This is a genomic window from Bradyrhizobium sp. USDA 10063 (assembly GCF_054063735.1).
Window position 1 is genome coordinate 177,911 of sequence record NZ_JBSSGP010000002.1, and the last position, 17,116, is coordinate 195,026.

The 17,116-nt window shown below is 63.3% G+C and carries 10 protein-coding genes; 6 read left to right on the plus strand and 4 right to left on the minus strand.

Annotated features, from left to right (window positions below):
* Nucleotides 1-66: 66 nt before the first annotated feature.
* From ACVJGD_RS02825 to ACVJGD_RS02845, 5 genes are all read left to right on the plus strand, one after another.
* Nucleotides 67-1,248 carry an acyl-CoA dehydrogenase family protein gene (locus tag ACVJGD_RS02825; protein WP_456632930.1) on the plus strand — a complete coding sequence of 394 codons (1,182 nt, stop codon included), beginning with the start codon at nt 67-69 and terminating at the stop codon, nt 1,246-1,248.
* 20 nt (nt 1,249-1,268) lie between these two features.
* A complete protein-coding gene (locus tag ACVJGD_RS02830; RefSeq protein ID WP_456632931.1) occupies nt 1,269-2,408 on the plus strand; it encodes an acyl-CoA dehydrogenase family protein in 1,140 nt (379 codons plus the stop codon).
* Between the two features lie 17 nt (nt 2,409-2,425).
* Entirely contained in the window at nt 2,426-3,610 is a 1,185-nt protein-coding gene (locus tag ACVJGD_RS02835; RefSeq protein WP_456632932.1) for an acetyl-CoA C-acyltransferase, read from the plus strand.
* A 22-nt stretch (nt 3,611-3,632) separates the two neighbouring features.
* Nucleotides 3,633-4,643 carry an NAD(P)H-dependent flavin oxidoreductase gene (locus tag ACVJGD_RS02840; protein WP_456632933.1) on the plus strand — a complete coding sequence of 337 codons (1,011 nt, stop codon included), beginning with the start codon at nt 3,633-3,635 and terminating at the stop codon, nt 4,641-4,643.
* A 125-nt stretch (nt 4,644-4,768) separates the two neighbouring features.
* The gene (locus ACVJGD_RS02845) at nt 4,769-5,974 is read left to right on the plus strand and encodes an ABC transporter substrate-binding protein (protein WP_456632934.1); all 1,206 of its coding nucleotides are present in this window, start codon (nt 4,769-4,771) and stop codon (nt 5,972-5,974) included.
* A gap of 179 nt (nt 5,975-6,153) precedes the next feature.
* Here ACVJGD_RS02845 and ACVJGD_RS02850 read toward each other — a convergent pair whose 3' ends face one another.
* The gene (locus ACVJGD_RS02850) at nt 6,154-6,981 is read right to left on the minus strand and encodes an enoyl-CoA hydratase-related protein (RefSeq protein ID WP_456632935.1); all 828 of its coding nucleotides are present in this window, start codon (nt 6,979-6,981) and stop codon (nt 6,154-6,156) included.
* A 182-nt stretch (nt 6,982-7,163) separates the two neighbouring features.
* On the opposite strand from ACVJGD_RS02850, the gene ACVJGD_RS02855 reads away from it, so the two are divergent.
* A complete protein-coding gene (locus ACVJGD_RS02855; protein ID WP_456632936.1) occupies nt 7,164-8,189 on the plus strand; it encodes an aldo/keto reductase in 1,026 nt (341 codons plus the stop codon).
* A 7-nt stretch (nt 8,190-8,196) separates the two neighbouring features.
* On the opposite strand, the gene fabF is transcribed toward ACVJGD_RS02855, so the two are convergent.
* The 3 genes from fabF to ACVJGD_RS02870 all read right to left on the minus strand — a co-directional run bounded on the left by fabF (nt 8,197) and on the right by ACVJGD_RS02870 (nt 16,190).
* A complete protein-coding gene (fabF, locus tag ACVJGD_RS02860) occupies nt 8,197-9,459 on the minus strand; it encodes a beta-ketoacyl-ACP synthase II (protein ID WP_456632937.1) in 1,263 nt (420 codons plus the stop codon).
* Nucleotides 9,460-9,677: 218 nt separating this feature from the next.
* Nucleotides 9,678-10,916 (minus strand): GTP-binding protein, encoded by a 1,239-nt coding sequence (locus ACVJGD_RS02865; protein WP_456632938.1) that lies wholly within the window; start codon nt 10,914-10,916, stop codon nt 9,678-9,680.
* A 12-nt stretch (nt 10,917-10,928) separates the two neighbouring features.
* Nucleotides 10,929-16,190, minus strand: coding sequence for a DUF4082 domain-containing protein (locus tag ACVJGD_RS02870; protein ID WP_456632939.1), 5,262 nt, complete (start codon nt 16,188-16,190; stop codon nt 10,929-10,931).
* Nucleotides 16,191-17,116 lie beyond the last annotated feature (926 nt).

Genomic DNA, 17,116 nt, shown 5'->3' on the forward strand with positions numbered 1-17,116 from the left:
CTGGCGCCACGCGCCACGGAACCAGGATCTGTTCACCCCGGCGAAATCCGGTAGGAGCGCTTTCCGATGGAGCTGGTGCTTTCTCCTGAAGAAGCCGCGTTTCGTGACGAGGTGCGCGCCTTCATCGCGGAAAACTATCCGGCGGAGATGCGCGTCCCCAATCCGGACACCGACCTCAGCAAGGAGCAGATGCTGCTCTGGCACCGCATCCTCTACAAGAAGGGCTGGATTGCCCCGCTCTGGCCCAAGGAATATGGCGGTCCCGGCTGGTCGATCACAGAGCGATTCATCTTCGAGCAGGAGACCACGCGCGCGGGAACGCTGCCGCCGCTCGCGTTCAGCGTCACCATGGTCGGACCGGTCATCTACACCTTCGGCAACGAGGCGCAGAAGGAGCGTTTCCTGCCGCGAATTCTTTCCGGCGAGGACTGGTGGTGCCAGGGCTATTCGGAGCCGGGCTCAGGTTCCGATCTCGCCTCCGTCCGTACCAAGGCGGTGCGCGACGGCGACCACTACATCGTCAACGGCCACAAGACCTGGACCACGCTCGCGCAACACGCCGACTGGATCTTCTGCCTGGTGCGCACCGACCCGAACGCGAAGCCGCAATCGGGCATCTCGTTCCTTTTGATCGACATGAAGTCGCCGGGCGTCACCGTGCGGCCGATCATCACGATCGACGGCAGCCACGAGGTGAACGACGTCTTCCTCGAGAACGTCCGCGTCCCCGTCGCCAACCTGGTCGGGGAAGAGAACAAAGGCTGGACCTACGCCAAATTCCTGCTCGGCAATGAGCGCACCAGCATGGCCGGCATCGGCCGCTCGACGCGCTATCTCGATCGACTCAAGAAGATCGTGAAAGCGGAGATTCCCGAAGAGGACCCGGCCCATCTCGAATTCATCAGGGATATCGCCCGCATCGAGCTCGACGTGCTGGCGCTGGAGGCGACCGAGCTCCGCATCGTGGCCCAAATGGCGCGCGGCATCGATCCCGGCCCGGCGGCGTCGCTGTTCAAGATCAGGGGCACCGAGATCTTCCAGGACATCACCGAGCTGATGCACCGCGCGATCGGCAATTACGGGCTTGCGACCCGCGAGCATCCGGTCAGCGCCAATCATTTCATGCCGGGGCCGGACTACGGGCATACCGCGTCGGAGAAATATCTCAACTCGCGCAAGCTCTCGATCTACGGCGGCTCGAATGAGATCCAGCGCAACATCATCGCCAAAGCGGTGCTTGGATTGTAGCGCGGCAGGGAGGCAACGGAATGGACATCCAGTTCACGGAAGAGCAGGAGCTGTTGCGGTCCAGCGTGCAGCGCCTGTTGCGGGACCAGTACGATTTCGACGCGCGCCGCAAGATCGTCGCGAGCGAGGCGGGCTGGAGCCGCAAACATTGGTCGTCCTTCGCCGAGCTTGGGCTGCTCGCCGCGCCATTCTCCGAGGAGGTCGGCGGGTTTGGCGGCGGGCCGCTGGCGACCATGATCATGATGCAGGAGTTCGGCAGGCACCTCCTGGTCGAGCCGTTCTTCGAGACGATCGTCCTTGCCGGCGGTCTGATCGAAGATTTCGGCTCGGAGGAACAGAAAGCCGCGTATCTCCCGGATATCATCTCCGGAGAAAAAATCTGGGCATTGGCCTGGTCCGAAGGTCGCTCGCGCTACGATCTCGGCCATGTCTCCACCACCGCTCGCCGCGAGGGCGGCAGCTATGTGCTCAGCGGCACCAAGGCGGCGGTAGTGGCTGCGCCCTGGGCGGACAGTTTGATCGTCTCCGCCCGCACGTCAGGCGAGCGGGGCGATCGCAATGGTGTCAGCCTGTTCGTTGTCGATCGCCATTCCCCGAACCTTCACCTGCAGGGCTTCAAGACCATCGACGGCCGGCGCGCCGCCGAAGTTGCCCTGATGAACGTTTCCGTGCCGGCGAGCCAGATGCTGGGACGGGAAGGCGAGGGCGTTGCGGCACTCGAAGCCTGCCGCGACCGCGCCATTGGGGCGCTCTGCGCGGAGACCGTCGGCGCGATCGGGGAACTGAACGCGGCGACGCTCGAATACAGCAAGACACGAAAACAGTTCGGCGCGACGCTCGGTTCGTTCCAGGTGCTGCAGCACCGGATGGTCGATATGTTCATCGCGCATCAGGAGGCGCTCTCCCTGATGCAGCATCTTAACCTCAGCCTTGCATCGAAGGACGCCGGGCGGTCGCGGCTTGCGTCCGGCGCCAAGTCGAAGATCGGCTATGCGGCGAAGTTCGTCGCCGATCAGGCGGTGCAGCTTCACGGCGGCATGGGCATGACCGACGAGCTCAATGTCGGCCACTACTTCAAGCGGATTTCATCCATCAACATCCAGTTCGGCGACCCCGCCTTTCATGTCCTGCGCTACGCGCAGCTCGACGCGGCCGCCTGAAGAGAAGAGGCAAGCACATGACGGAAGCAGTGATCGTATCGACGGCGCGTACCGGCGTCGGCAAGGCCTACCGCGGCGCGCTCAACAACACGGAAGGGCCGACCATGGCGGGCCATGTGATGGCGGCGGCGGTCAGGCGCGCCGGAATCGAGCCAGGCGAAGTGGAGGACGTGGTGATGGGCTGCGCGATGCAGCAGGGCACCATGGTGATGAACGTCGCCCGCAAAGGCGCTATCCGCGCCGGGCTTCCGGTGACGGTCGCCGGCACCACGATCGACCGGCAATGCGCCTCCGGCCTGCAGGCAATCGCAGTCGCCGCGCGTTCGGTGATGCTCGACGGCGTCGAGATCGCGATCGGCGGCGGCATCGAATCGATCAGCCTGGTGCAGAACGATCACATGAACAGGTTCCACGCCGTCGACGACGAACTGATGGCGATGAAGCCGGAAATGTACATGTCGATGCTGGAGACCGCCGAAGTGGTCGCCGAGCGCTACAGAATAGGCCGCGAGCAGCAGGATGAATACTCGCTCGAATGCCAGCGCCGCGTCGGCGCCGCGCTGCAGGGCGGCCGCTTCAATGACGAGATCGTGCCGATCATGACCAGGATGGCTGTCGTCGACAAGGACACGAAGGAGGTCTCCTATAAGGAGGTGACTCTGAGCAAGGATGAGGGTCCGCGGCCCGACACCACGGCCGAAGGTCTCGCGAAGATCAAGCCTGTGTTCGAGGGCAAGACGATCAGTGCCGGAAATGCCAGCCAGCTCTCGGATGGCGCGTCCGCTTGCGTGATCATGAGCGACAGGGTTGCCGCGCAGAAGGGACTGAAGCCGCTCGGCATCTTCCGCGGCTTCGTGGCTGCCGGCGTCGAGCCAGACGAGATGGGCGTCGGCCCGGTCGCCGCGATCCCGCGGCTACTCAAGCGGCACAATTTGAAGATCGACGACATCGATCTCTGGGAGCTCAACGAGGCCTATGCCGTGCAGGTGATCTATTGCCGCGACAAACTCGGCATCGATCCTGAGAAGCTCAACGTCAATGGCGGATCGATTGCGATCGGTCATCCCTACGGCATGACCGGTGCGCGGCTGACCGGCCACATCCTGATCGAGGGTCGGCGGCGCAAGGCGAAATACGGCGTGGTGACCATGTGCATCGGTGGCGGCATGGGCGCTGCGGGTTTGTTTGAAATCATCCACTGATCGGGAAAGCGGGAGAAACTTCGTGAAGACAGCGATCACTGAACTGTTCGGCATCCAGCATCCGATCATCCAGGGCGGTATGCATTATGTCGGCTTCGCGGAGCTTGCAGCCGCGGTGTCGAATGCCGGCGGTCTTGGCATCATCACCGGGTTGACGCAGAAAACGCCGGAACTGCTCGCAAAGGAGATCGCGCGCTGCCGCGAGATGACCGACAAGCCGTTCGGTGTCAATCTTACCTTCCTGCCGAGCTTCACCGCGCCGCCTTATCCGGAATATATCGCCGCGATCCGCGAGGGCGGGGTGAAGATTGTCGAGACAGCCGGGCGCAGCCCCGAGCAATACATGCCGGCGCTGAAGGCTGCCGGCATCAAAGTGATCCACAAATGCACGTCGGTCCGCCATTCGCTGAAGGCCGAGAAGATCGGCTGCGATGCGGTCAGCGTCGATGGTTTCGAATGTGGCGGTCACCCCGGTGAGGACGACATTCCGAACATGATCCTGCTGCCGCGCGCAGCCGATGAGTTGAAGATCCCGTTCGTAGCCTCGGGCGGCATGGCGGATGCGCGCAGCCTCGTCGCGTCGCTCGCGATGGGCGCAGCCGGCATGAACATGGGTACGCGCTTCGTCGCGACCAAGGAGGCGCCGGTGCATGACAACGTGAAGCGGGCGCTGGTGGAGGCCACCGAGCTCGACACCCGCCTCGTGATGCGCGCGCTGCGCAACACCGAGCGCGTCTTGAAGAACAAGGGCGTAGATCAGCTTCTCGAGATCGAGCGCGAGAAGGGCGCGAGCCTCAAGATCCAGGACATTCACGAGCAGGTCGCGGGCGTCTATCCCAAGGTGATGATCGACGGCGAGATGGACGCCGGCGCCTGGAGCTGCGGCATGGTGGTCGGCCTGATCAATGACATCCCGACCGTGCAGGAACTGGTCGATCGCATCATGACCGAAGCCGAGCAGATCATCCGGCAACGGCTCACCGGCTTGGTGGATGGCGTCGAGGTGAAGGCGCCTGCACGCGCGGTCGCCTGAGCGGCTTTTGAGGTTTCGACATGTTGGCTGGTTCGCCTGAGCGGGCGAACCAGGCCGCGGGCGTCCGCCTGCATTTCTTTTGAATGATTTGGCCCGCGCGTGACGGGCTTTGGAGGGAGGGTAGCATGAAGATGAAATTGAGTGTGGCTGCGGCATGCCTTGCGGTATCCCTGCTCGCGCTGCCGGCGAACGCCGCCGACGAGCCGGGCGTCAGCGCAACCGAGATCAAGATCGGCGGGATCTTTCCGTTCAGCGGTCCAGCGTCATCGATCGGTCTCGTTGGCCGCGGCGTGCTCGGCTATGTCCAGATGATCAACGATCGCGGCGGCATCAACGGTCGCAAGATCAACTATATCGCGATGGACGATGCCTATAGCCCGCCAAAGGCGGTCGAGCATGCCCGCAAGCTCGTCGAAAGCGATGAGGTCGCCTTCATCTTCAGCCAGCTCGGCACGCCAGGTAATTCGGCGACGGCGAAATACCTGAAGGCGAAGGGCGTTCCTACGATCGCGATCGTCAGCGGCTCGAGCAAGTTCACCGACGTCGCCGAATTTCCGCTGACGACGACCGGGCTCGTCAGCTATCAGACCGAGGGCCGGATCTACGCGAAATTCCTCGAGCAGACGCTGCCGGGCAAGAAATACGCGATCCTGTTCCAGAACGACGATCTCGGCAAAGACTATGTCGCTGCGTTCAAATCGATCCTGAAGGGCGATTTCGACAAGCGCGTCGTCACCGCAGCCTATGAGGTGACGGAGCCAACCATCGATTCCCAGGTGGTCAACCTCAAGAGTTCCGGCGCAGAAGGCTTCTTCATCGCGGGCACGCCAAAATTCGCGGCGCAGGCGATCCGTAAAGCCGCCGAAATCGGTTGGAAGGCGACGGTCATCATCAATTTTCCCTCGGGCTCGATTGCCGGCACGCTGAAGCCTGCCGGCTTCGAAAACTCCAAGGGTGTCATCGTCGGCACCATCAACAAGGACCCGACGGATGCGCGATGGGACAATGACGACGGCATGAAGGCCTATCGCGCGTTCTTTGAGAAATACCTGCCCGGCGCCGATATCCAGAACACCAGCTATCTCACCGGCTACATGCAGGGCATGATCCTGGAGCAGATCCTGAAGCAGTGCGGCGACGACCTGTCGCGCAAGAACATCATCAAACAGGCGAAATCGCTGAAAGACTTTGTGATTCCGACCGCCTCTCCCGGCATCAAGGCCAATACGTCCGACAGCAACAACATGGTTTGGACGCAACTGCAGATGCAGCGCTGGAGCGGCACCAACTGGGAGCCGTTCGGGGCGATCCTGGATGCGAATTCGGAGTGATCGAGGCTCGCCGCGAAGTGCGGTGATGAATCGTAGAATGGTAGGGTGGGCAAAGCGCAGAAATCGTAGGGTGGGCAAAGCGAAGCGTGCCCACCATTCACGATCGGTGCAAGAGAAGGTGGGCACGCTTCGTTTTGCCTACCCTACAGCTCCGCGAGGTGTTCGCGGAGCCTCCCCACTCACTGTCCGTGAAACACCGGCTTGCGCTTCTCGACGAATGCGCGGACAGCTTCGTTGTGGTCGGTCGTGCGCGCCGCCCGGACCATATGCTCCGCTTCCAAGTCCATCGAGGTCAGAAGGTCCGATGTGAGGGCGTGGTCGAGATTATCCTTGATGTAACGAAGCGCGATCGGCGGGCCGTCGGCGAGCTGCTTTGCCAATTCCAGCGCCGCCGATCGGAGCTGATCGTCAGGGACGACACGGTTGACCAGTCCGAACGCCTCGCAACGCATGGCGTCGATGCGTTCCGACAGCAACATCAACTCGCGCGCGCGGGCCGTTCCCGCCAGTCTCGTCAGGAGCCACGCAACACCATAGTCGCCGGACAGGCCGATGCGGGCATAGCCCGTCGCCATGATGGCGGACTCGGCGGCGATCCGGATGTCGCAGGCGAGTGCGATCGCAAGGCCTGCGCCCGCAGCCGGACCGGGCAGCGCAGCGACGGTGGGTTTGCGGACGGCCACCAGCACGCCCGTAAGCGTGCGCTGCCTTTCCTGGAGCACGGCGATGCGCTCCTCGAGCGTCCGTTCCGGCCGTGCAATGCCGCTTCCCATGCCTTTGACGTCGCCGCCGGCGCAAAAGGCATTGCCCGCGCCCGTGATGAGGAGGGCGCCAATCTTCGGATCGTCGCCCAGGCTCTTGATCATGCGCCGCAAAGCCGGCGTGAGATTGTCCGATAGCGCATTGCGCGCCTCGGGCCGGTTCAGCGTCAGGATGGCGACGCGGCCATCGATATGGCACAGCAATTCGCCGGTGCCGGTTTCAACCTCGGTCAGATCCTCCGACATGGCAAGGCCCTCGCGATTATATTTCGATCATAATATGATGATGCGGGCCGCGCTGCAATAGAGTGTCAAGCCACCTTCACTCCGCCACGTCATTCCGCCTGCGCGGTTGCACCTGTTCCGGATTTGAATACGATCCTGCGGCGGCGCCCTTTGGACGTGCCGCATGCTCGGGGAGAATGCAGATGGAATACCGACGCCTCGGAAAGTCAGGGTTCAGCGTGCCCGCGCTCAGCTTCGGGACCGGCACCTTTGGTGGCGTCGGTCGTCTGGCCGCGTGGGGCAATACCGATGCGACCGAAGCGCGACGGCTGGTCGACATCTGCCTCGATGCCGGCGTGTCGATGTTCGACACTGCCGACGTCTACTCCATGGGTGAATCCGAGCGCGTCCTCGGCCAGGCGATCAAGGGCCGACGCGACAAGGTGCTGATCTCGACCAAGGCCAGCTTCCGCTTCGGCGAAGGGCCGAACGATATCGGTTCCTCACGTCAACACTTGCTTGCGGCCGTCGATGGTTCGCTCAGCCGCCTGGGCACCGATTATATCGACCTGTTCCAGTTGCACGGCTTCGATGCGTTCACGCCGCCCGAAGAGGTGCTCGCAACGCTCGACGTGCTCGTGCGCGCCGGCAAGATCCGTTATGTCGGAGCCTCGAATTTCTCCGGCTGGCATCTCATGAAGGCGCTTTCGGTCGCCGACAAATACGGCTTCCCGCGCTACGTCGCCAACCAGACCTACTATTCGCTGATCGGGCGCGACTATGAGTGGGAATTGATGCCGCTCTGCCTCGACCAGGGCCTGGGCGCGGTGGTGTGGTCGCCGCTCGGCTGGGGCCGGCTCACCGGCAAGATCCGGCGCGATCAGCCGCGGCCGGAGGTCAGCCGGTTGCCGCAGACGTCTTCCTTCGGGCCGCCAGTGCCGGATGAGCACCTCTATCGCGTCGTGGATGCGATCGACGAGATCGCCAAGGAAACCGGCAAGAGCGTATCGCAGATCGCGCTGAACTGGCTGTTGCAGCGGCCGACCGTCGCTACGCTGATCATTGGCGCGCGTACCGAAACGCAACTGCGTGAGAACCTCGGCGCGATCGGATGGTCGTTGACCAGGGAGCAGGTCGCCAAGCTCGACGAAGCCAGCAAGGTGACGCTGCCTTATCCCTATTGGCACCAGCGCTCGACCTTCATCGACCGCAATCCGCCGGCAGTCTGACGTCGACTCACGTCCAGCGCCGCAGGATGATGCTGGCGTTGACGCCGCCGAAGCCGAACCCGTTCGAGATCGCGTGCTCCATGGCCATCGGCCTGGCAGTTCTGGCGACGAGGTCGATGCCTGCGGCGGCATCATCAGGATTTTCGAGGTTGAGGGTCGGCGGCGCTAGCTGATCGCGCAAGGCTAGGATGGTAAAGATCGCCTCGAGGCCTCCGGCCGCGCCGAGCAGATGCCCTGTCGCCGATTTGGTAGCGCTCACCGCGATCCTCTCTTCGCGCCCGAACACGGACTTGATGGCTTCGATCTCGGAGTGATCGCCGGCCGGGGTGGAGGTCGAGTGCGCGTTGAGGTGCTGGATCTGGCCGGGCTCAAGTCCCGCCTGACGCAAAGCCAGCACCATCGCGCGGCGTGCGCCGTCGCCGTCCTCTGGGCCCGAGGTGATGTGATGGGCATCCGCGGTCGTGCCATAGCCGATGATCTCGGCAATGGGCTTGGCACCGCGCTGGAGCGCATGATCGAGTTCCTCGATGACGAGCATGCCCGCGCCTTCGCCCATCACGAAGCCGTCACGGTCGCGGTCAAAGGGGCGGGATGCGCGCTCGGGCGTCTCGTTGAAATCGGTCGACAGCGCCCGCGCGGCCGCAAAGCCGCCGAGGCTCACGAGATCGATGCAGGCTTCCGCGCCGCCGCATAGGGCGACGTCAGCTTCTCCCGACCGGATCAGGCGCGCCGCATCCCCGATCGCCTGCACGCTTGCGGCGCAGGCGGTGACGGGCGCACCGATCGGGCCTTTGAAGCCATGGCGGATCGAGATGTGGCCGGCCGCGAGATTGGCGAGGAACGACGGTACGGTGAACGGTGACAAACGGCGAACGCCGCGCTGATCGGTGGTGCGCACCGCTTCGACGATCGCCGGAAATCCGCCGATGCCCGACGCGACGACGGTCGCCGTCCGCTCCATCGCATGTGCATCGGCAGGCGTCCATGCGGCCTGCGCTATCGCCTCGGCCGCGGCGACCAGTGCGAACAGGATGAAACGGTCCATCTTGCGCTGGTCCTTGGGCGGTGCGCCGAGATCGGGATCGAAGCCGCCTTCGGGATCATCGGCCTTGGTCGGCACGATCCCGGCGACGCGCGCCGGCAGCGCAGCCGCCCATGCCGGCAGGGCGCGAAGCCCCGATCGCCCGGCTGATAGCCGCGACCATGCGAGCTCGACGCCGCAACCGAGCGGCGACACCAATCCCATTCCCGTAACGACGATGCGGCGCATGACAATCCTTGTGCTCTTGACCTTGCGAGAACCGTCCGTTCCCAATCGGAACTTGTGTGCTCGCAAGCGGAAAGTCGAGTGGGTGGGTACGCAATTTCTCGCTTGACAGATTCTCGCGTCGTTCGCGGCGACGGCAATGCGCTTCCGGCGAGAATGTCAACCGTGCGGATCACGCGCGAAAGGATACTTCTCAAACAGCAGGCTGGCGTGGAAATGCACTATCGAGCCGGCGTACCCGCGTGCTGCTCAGATTGAGAAACATTCCAGGGTGGAAAGGGGTCGTCGAGGCTGCGCCAACCGTTCGGGTCGAACCCATTTTCGCAAGCGGTGAGGCAGGCATCGAGCGAGGCGCGGATCTGCGCCTCGTCCATGCCTGAACCAATGAAGACCAGTTCCTGGCGGCGGTCGCCCCAATCATCATCCCAATGGCTGTTGATCTGTTCCTGAAGCTGCGGATGGCTGGGCCACGCCGGCTTGGGAACGGTTGCCCACCAAAAGCCCATGGGGTCGCACCGACGTTGGACCCCGGCAACGGACAGCAGGCCTACCCAATCCGGGCGGGTGGCAAGCCAGAAATGACCCTTGGCGCGAATGACCCCCGGCCAGGGTTGATCGAGAAAAGACCGGAACCTGACGGGATCGAAGGGGCGCCTCGCCCTGTACACGAAGCTTGATATTCCATACTCGTCGGTCTCCGGCACGTGAGACTCGAGGTTGTATAGCTCCTTGTGCCAGAGCGGATGGGTCGCAGCTTTCGCTTCATCGAAGAGACCGGTGCCAAGCAATGCCTTGGGAGGAATCTTGCCGAAATCGACTTCGATCTGGCGCGCATCTGGATTGAGTGCAGCGATGATCTTCCGGAGCGATACGCGCGTCGTCTCCGCCACTTCCGAGATCTTGTTGATCACCACGACGTCGGAAAATTCGATCTGCTCAACCAGGAGATCGATGAGTGTGCGCTGGTCGTTGATGTCGCGCATCTCGCCGCGATCGCGGAGCAGGCGGCGGCTGCCATAGTCGGCGAGCATGCTCGTCGCATCCACGACCGTAACCATCGTGTCGAGCCGTGCGACATCGGAGAGAGAGACGCCGCTCTCGTCGCGGAAACAGAACGTCGCCGCAATGGGAAGCGGCTCGGCGATACCCGTTCCTTCGATCAAGAGATAGTCGAAGCGCCGTTGTTCGGCCAGTCGCCTGACCTCCTGCAGGAGGTCGTCGCGAAGCGTGCAGCATATGCAGCCATTGCTGAGCTCGACGAGGCTCTCAGTCGTGTGGGACAGGCCGGCCCCGCCATTGCGGATCAGGCTTGCGTCTATGTTCAGTTGACTCATGTCGTTGACGATGACCGCGACCCGCAAGCCGTCGCGGTTCGTCAACAGATGATTGAGAAGCGTTGTCTTGCCCGCGCCGAGAAATCCGCTCAGCACGGTGACAGGCAGCAGATCTTTCCCGTCCACCTTCATCCAACCCTAGCCGACCAGTTGCGGTTGGAACACAACGTCGGCCCAGTAATTGGCCGAGTTGAATGTATTGGTCGGGAACAGCCCGGTCGTGCTGGTGCCTCCATAGGCATAGACGCCGTTGCCGCCGGCGCTCGCGCTCGAGGGCGCCGTCAGCGGCCCGTTGGTAACGGGAGAGTTGAAGAAGCCGCCGCTCGCTACATAGGCGCCGGTGGTGTGATAGGAGGCGATGTACGTTGTGTTGGCGTTGATCGAGACGGGCGTCGCCAGTTGCACCGTCTGCCAGCCACTGGCGGTCGTGTTCGTGAAGGTGGCGGTCGCGAGTTTGGTGCCGGTGGCAGTCCAGAGGTCGAGGACGTCGGTGCCGGTGTCGCTGGCACTGCGGTAGAATTTGAGCGCGGTGATCTGGCCGGCGACCGATGTGGTGAACTTCACCCCAAGTTCAACCTGCCGGCCGTCATTGAAATTGCCCGCAGGTGTGCTGGACGCGCTGAACAGGCTGACCGGCCCTGGCGGGGGCGTGTTGGACACGGCGATGTTGAAGGTCTCGCTGGTGGCCGCGCCCGCAAGATCGGTGGCCGTGACCCTGATGCCTGCAGTGCCGACATTGGCGTCCGTCGGCGTGCCGCTGAAGGTGCGTGTGGACGCGTTGAAGCTGAGCCAAGTGGGCAGGGCGGTGCCGTCGGCGGACGTGGCCGCATAGGTCAGGGTGTCGCCGGTATCGACGTCGGTAAAGGTGTTGGCGGGCAGCACCAGCGAGAAGGCCGAGCCGACGGTTGCGTTCTGGTTGGCGGTCTGGGTTGTGAGCACCGGTGCGTCATCAGCGCCATGAATGGTGATGGTGAGCGTGGTGGTCGAGGTGAGGCCGGCGGTGTCACGCATGGTGTAGCTGAAGCCGTCGGTCACCGTGTTCGTCGACAGCCGCAGCGCCTGCACGGCGGAATCATTCTCGTTGACGGTATAGGTGAACGTACCGTTGGCATTGAGCACGAGGCTGCCGTGCGCGCCGGCGAGCGCGGTGCCGAGCGTGCCCGTTGTCGTACCAAAGCTGACCGCGGTGACGGTCTTGGTGTCACCGGTGTTGGGATCCGTATCGTTGGTGAGGACATTGCCGGTGGCGGGCGAGCCGCCTGAACCGTTGGCGATGCCGCCTTTCTCGGTCGCGTCGGCGACGTCGGCGACGGCCGTCGGCGCGGTGTTCGACCCGCCGGTCGACACGGCGATATTGAAGGTCTCGCTGGTGGCAGCGCCTGCGAGGTCGGTGGCCGTGACCCTGATGCTGGCGGTGCCGACATTGGCGGCCGTCGGCGTGCCGCTGAAGGTGCGTGTGGACACGTTGAAGCTGAGCCAGGCGGGCAGGGCGGTGCCGTCGGCGGACGTGGCCGCATAGGTCAGGGTGTCGCCGGTATCGACATCGGTGAAGGTGTTGGCGGGCAGCACCAGCGAGAAGGCCGAGCCGACGGTCGCGTTCTGGTTGGCGGTCTGGGTTGTGAGCACCGGTGCGTCATCAGCGCCATGAATGGTGATGGTAAGCGTGGTGGTCGAGGTGAGGCCGGCGGTGTCACGCATGGTGTAGCTGAAGCTGTCCGTCAACGTATTCGTTGACAGCCGCAGCGCCTGCACGGCGGCATCGGTCTCGTTGACGGTATAGGTGAACGTACCGTTGGCATTGAGCACGAGGCTGCCGTGCGCACCGGCGAGCGCGGTGCCGAGCGTACCTGCTGTCGCACCAAAGCTGACCGCGGTGACGGTCTTGGTGTCACCGGTGTTGGGATCCGTATCGTTGGTGAGGACATTGCCGGTGGCGGGCGAGCCGCCCGAACCGTTGGCGATGCCGCCTTTCTCGGTCGCGTCGGCGACGTCGGCGACGGCCGTCGGCGCGGTGTTCGACCCGCCGCCCGACCCGGACGGAATGAACACGACATCGGCCCAGTAATTGGCGGCGCTCCAGGTGCTGGTGGGGAAGATGCCGGCGGTGTTGGTGCCGCCGTAGGAATAGACGCCGTTGCCAGTAGAGGTCGCTGTCAGTGGCCCGTTGGTGACGGCGGCCGTGAAGAAGTTGTTGGTCGCAACATAGGCGCCGGTGGTGTGATAGGAGGCGACGTATGTCGTGTTGGCGGAGATGGTGACGGGCGTCGGCAATGCAACTGTCTGCCAGCCGCTGGCGGTCGTATTAGTGAAGGTCACCGTCGCCAAGTTGACGCCGGTCGCGCTCCAGAGGTCGAGAACGTTAGGACCGGTGTCGCTGGCACTGCGGTAGAATCTGAGCGCGGTGATCTGGCCCGCCGAGGAGCTGGTAAACTTCACGCCGACTTCGAGCGGCGAGCCGTCATGGAAACTGCCGGCAGGTGTGCTCGATGCGCTGAACAGGCTGACTGGCGTCGTTCCTGGCGCCACCACGGTGAGGCTGACATTGGCAGTAGCCGTGCCGCCACGCCCGTCCGAGACCGTGTAGGTGAAACTCGCGTTGCCGGTATAGCCGGCCTCGGGCGTGAAGGTGATGGTGTTGTTTTGCGGATTGGTCTGCACGTTGAGCGTGACGGTCCCATGGCTCGCCCCGCTTACCGCGGTGATGGTCAGGGGATCACCGTTGGGATCGCTGTCATTGCTGATCAGGGATGCGGCGGTGATCGTAGCCGCCGTGTTTTGCGTCACTGTCGGCCCGACGTCGTTCGTCGCCACCGGCGGCTGGTTGGTTGTACTGGTGGAGGGGTTGAACATGACGTCAACCCAGAAGTTCGTCGCCTGGAACGTGTTCGTCGGGAACACGCTGCTGGCGCCATAGGCGTAGACGCCATTGCCGCTGGCGGGGGCGGTCAGCGGACCGCTGATCACGTCGGAGGTGAAGAAGTTGTTTGTGTTGGAGTAGTGGCCGGTCTCGGTGTGATAGGAGACGGTATAGATCTGCCCAGGCGTCAACGTGACCGGAGTGGCAAACGTCGCACTCTGCCAGCCGCTCGCCGTCTCGTTGGTGAAGGTGACGGTTGCAAGCCTTACGCCGGTGCTTGACCAGATCTCGCCGGTGTGGGTGCCTATGTCCTGGCTTCCCTTGTAGAACCGTACGCCGGTTGCGGTGCCCGCCACCGAGGTCTGAAACCTCACTCCGAGTTCGACCGCGCTCGCGTCCGTGGTGTTCACGACGGCAGGGGTTGCCGACGGTGAGAACAGCGAGACGTAAGTCGGTGCAGTGACGGTCACGGTGCGACCGGCCGAAGGAGTTTCAAGATTGATGCTGTCGTCGACCGCGCGCGAGAGGATGGTGTAGGTGCCGCCGGCCTGCGGCGACCAGGAATAGGTCCAGTTCTCGTCGCCGACAGCGGTAAACCAACTTAGGCCATTGTCGGTCGAGACCTCGACGCCAGCGACCACGCCGCCGACGTCCGCGGCCGTGCCGGAGATGGTGACGGTGGCTCCTGCAGCAATGGGTCCGAGCGCGTTAATGATGGACGTCGGCGCGGTATGGTCGGTCGAGGCAGTGGCGGCGACGAGCCCCGATTGGATCGTGCCCGGCTGAACGCCCATGTCGGCGAGCGTGTTGACCATCGCCTGTTGCGCGCGCGAATCGGTCGGCGTCGGCTGCAGGTCGTGATTGTTGCTCAGTGCCCAGGGCCAAAATACGGTGCCGGCGCCGAAAACCAACGCGCCGCTCGCAGCGCGATAGAGCGTCAGAGTGTGCGTCGAGATGCCATTGCCGGTCGTGTTGCCGTAATCGAGCAGATAGGTGCTCACGGGCAGGGTCGTCGACGAGAGGCGGACCAGGCCAGCGGGATCAAACCCGTTGTCGAGCGCTTCATCCCACTCATAACCGAGATAGTTCTTGGTCAGCGTCGCGGTCTGACCGGGTTGCAGATTGGCAACGCTGGTGTTGCGCCAGAAGCGCAAATTGGCGTCGTCATAGGGGATCGTGATCGCCTGGAGGTTGGAGCCGACGTCATCGACCTGGAAGAGCTGTCCGGTGAGCGAGTTCTCCGGATTCCCGCCGCCGATCGCGGGCGGGCTGAGACGCGGGTCGCGGAAGGTGCCGGTCCACTCGTTGGTGGGATCGATCGAGGAGCTCGGCGACCAGGTCTCCTTGTAGGAAATGAGCGTGCGATAGGCTGTCGCGTCGCTGCTGATGCTGTTGCCCCAGCGGGTGCGCCAATAGACTTCGTTGCCGCTCCAGAACATCAGGTTGACGCCGGCATCGCGCGCGGCCTCGACGTTGGTACGCTGCTGACCCGACCAGTATTCATCGTGGCCGGCATCGACATAGACCTTGTGATTGAGCAGCAGGCTGCCGAAACGGTCGGCGTCAACTCCCGCCATGTACGAGACATCGTAACCGTTCTGCTCCAGCCAGTAGATTCCCGCATATTCGGCGCCGAACAGATAGTCCTGCGGCCCGGCATAAGTCCCCACGCCGCCCCGTGTGGCGATAGGACGATTATAGCTTACCGCGTAGGCGCGGCCGGCGCCTTGGCCCGTCGCTGGCCCGTTGCCGCCGTAGAAATTGGCTCCGCCCCATCCGTTGTAGGCCTGCCAGGTCTCATCAGAGGTTTGAAATACGACGTCGCTGTGGCTGCTGTCGTCCCGCACGATGAAGGGGATTTGATTTTTGCCAGGCGTCCCATCCAGACGCGTGAGCGTTGCGATGTAGACGCCTGATACGGCGTCCGCAGGCACGTCCCAGCTCGCCGAAACGGCCCAGTTGCCGGCGTCGACCAGACCGGTCGCCGCGTCCCGCAACGGCGCCGGCTGGTTCTGCAAGCCGGTATGATCGATCGTCGCGACCTTTCGGGCGCCCATGCCGCCATAATATCCGAGGCGGTAGATGTCGATCCGATAGTGCGTCGAATTCGTATCGATCTTAAAGCTGATCGTCGAGCCGTGATTGACGCTGATGTCCGTCGCGAAGCCTTCAATGTTCGAGTCGCCTGCGCCGTCGATACCCCATTCGCTTTCGGGATTTCCCTGCTTCTGGTTTTCGAGGACGATCGGGTTGATGGCTGTCACCGCAGCCGTGGCAGTCGTTGTGGCATCAGCGGCGGTGATCGCTGGCGCGGCGGCCGCTCGGAGGCTGGGTGATGTCGCGGGCGCAATTTGCGAGGCCGAGGGAGCTATCGCGGTTGTGACGGAGCCGGACAGAATCCCGACTTGGCCGGTCATCGTGCCGGTGCCGGTCTCTCCACCACCAGGCAACTGCGTGTTCCAGTTCGCCAGCGGTGCGACATACTGCGTCGACATGGCGGCGCTTGTGGAACTGCCCATGAGTCCGGCCTGATTGGTCGGCACGAAATCAGCTCCCGACCCGCCGCCATGCACCAATTGACCACTCAACTGCGTTCCGTTGGCGTGGCTCTGAGTCATCACCTGGGTTGGGCAATTGATGTAGCCGCACGAACCACAGCAAAGCGGTGTGCTGGCCGGGGTGGCCACTGCAGACGTCGTGAGCAACATGGATCCGGTGATATCTCCGGCAACGGCCGGTGCGGGGGTGCCGCCGAGGATCACGACGGGATTTGACGCCGCCGGTTCAGCCGCCGTGGAGATAGGAGTGAGGCTTCCTGCCGCCGACGCAGCAAGTGCGGCTTTCGCCGCTCCAAAGGACAGGGGCGCGACGAGCGCATAGGCGCCCGCCGACGTTTCCCGCGACCGCAACGCCGCCAAGGATAAGAACCAGTTCTCGTCTCCCGCAATGGATGCTTCGGCCTCCGGTTTCTTCCCTCGTTGGACGCGTTGCCAATTCTGCAGTCCGAGAGCCAGACGGCTCCAACCGGAAGCTTCCTCAAGAGACTTCGTCATATCTGTGTCCTCGCGAGAGAGGGGGATAAGCCTGAAAAAACCGATCGGCACGGCGGCCATCGAGACCGGGCAGGCCCTGGAGCAGCGGCTTCGATGTCAGGGGGCCGGACGCCATCGCGCGACTGCACGGCCATGCCGGACGGGGATCGTGAGATCGCGACACGACGCGTGCCGGTTCGAGACCTCATGCATCTCGAGGCGGCATCCGGCCGCGACCGCAGGCTCGTCTTCGCAATGGTTGCCGCGACCATGGCACCTTCCCGCTAGCCGCAGAGCGATAGGCTGGTCTATAAATTAAATACCTAATTTAATATTATTCTACCCATTAGTCGAGCAATAAGTTGTTCGCCAGAAAATCGAATTAAATCAACGTGCATAACGAAATATCCTCAACCTGAACGGTGCTCGGAAAATAC

Coding starts and splice junctions, on each gene's coding strand:
- ACVJGD_RS02830 (WP_456632931.1), top strand. CDS start 1,269: ATGGACATCCAGTTCACGGAAGAGCAGGAGCTGTTGCGGTCCAGCGTG.
- ACVJGD_RS02845 (WP_456632934.1), top strand. CDS start 4,769: ATGAAGATGAAATTGAGTGTGGCTGCGGCATGCCTTGCGGTATCCCTG.
- fabF (WP_456632937.1), bottom strand. CDS start 9,459: ATGCGCCGCATCGTCGTTACGGGAATGGGATTGGTGTCGCCGCTCGGT.
- ACVJGD_RS02850 (WP_456632935.1), bottom strand. CDS start 6,981: ATGTCGGAGGATCTGACCGAGGTTGAAACCGGCACCGGCGAATTGCTG.
- ACVJGD_RS02855 (WP_456632936.1), top strand. CDS start 7,164: ATGGAATACCGACGCCTCGGAAAGTCAGGGTTCAGCGTGCCCGCGCTC.
- ACVJGD_RS02825 (WP_456632930.1), top strand. CDS start 67: ATGGAGCTGGTGCTTTCTCCTGAAGAAGCCGCGTTTCGTGACGAGGTG.
- ACVJGD_RS02835 (WP_456632932.1), top strand. CDS start 2,426: ATGACGGAAGCAGTGATCGTATCGACGGCGCGTACCGGCGTCGGCAAG.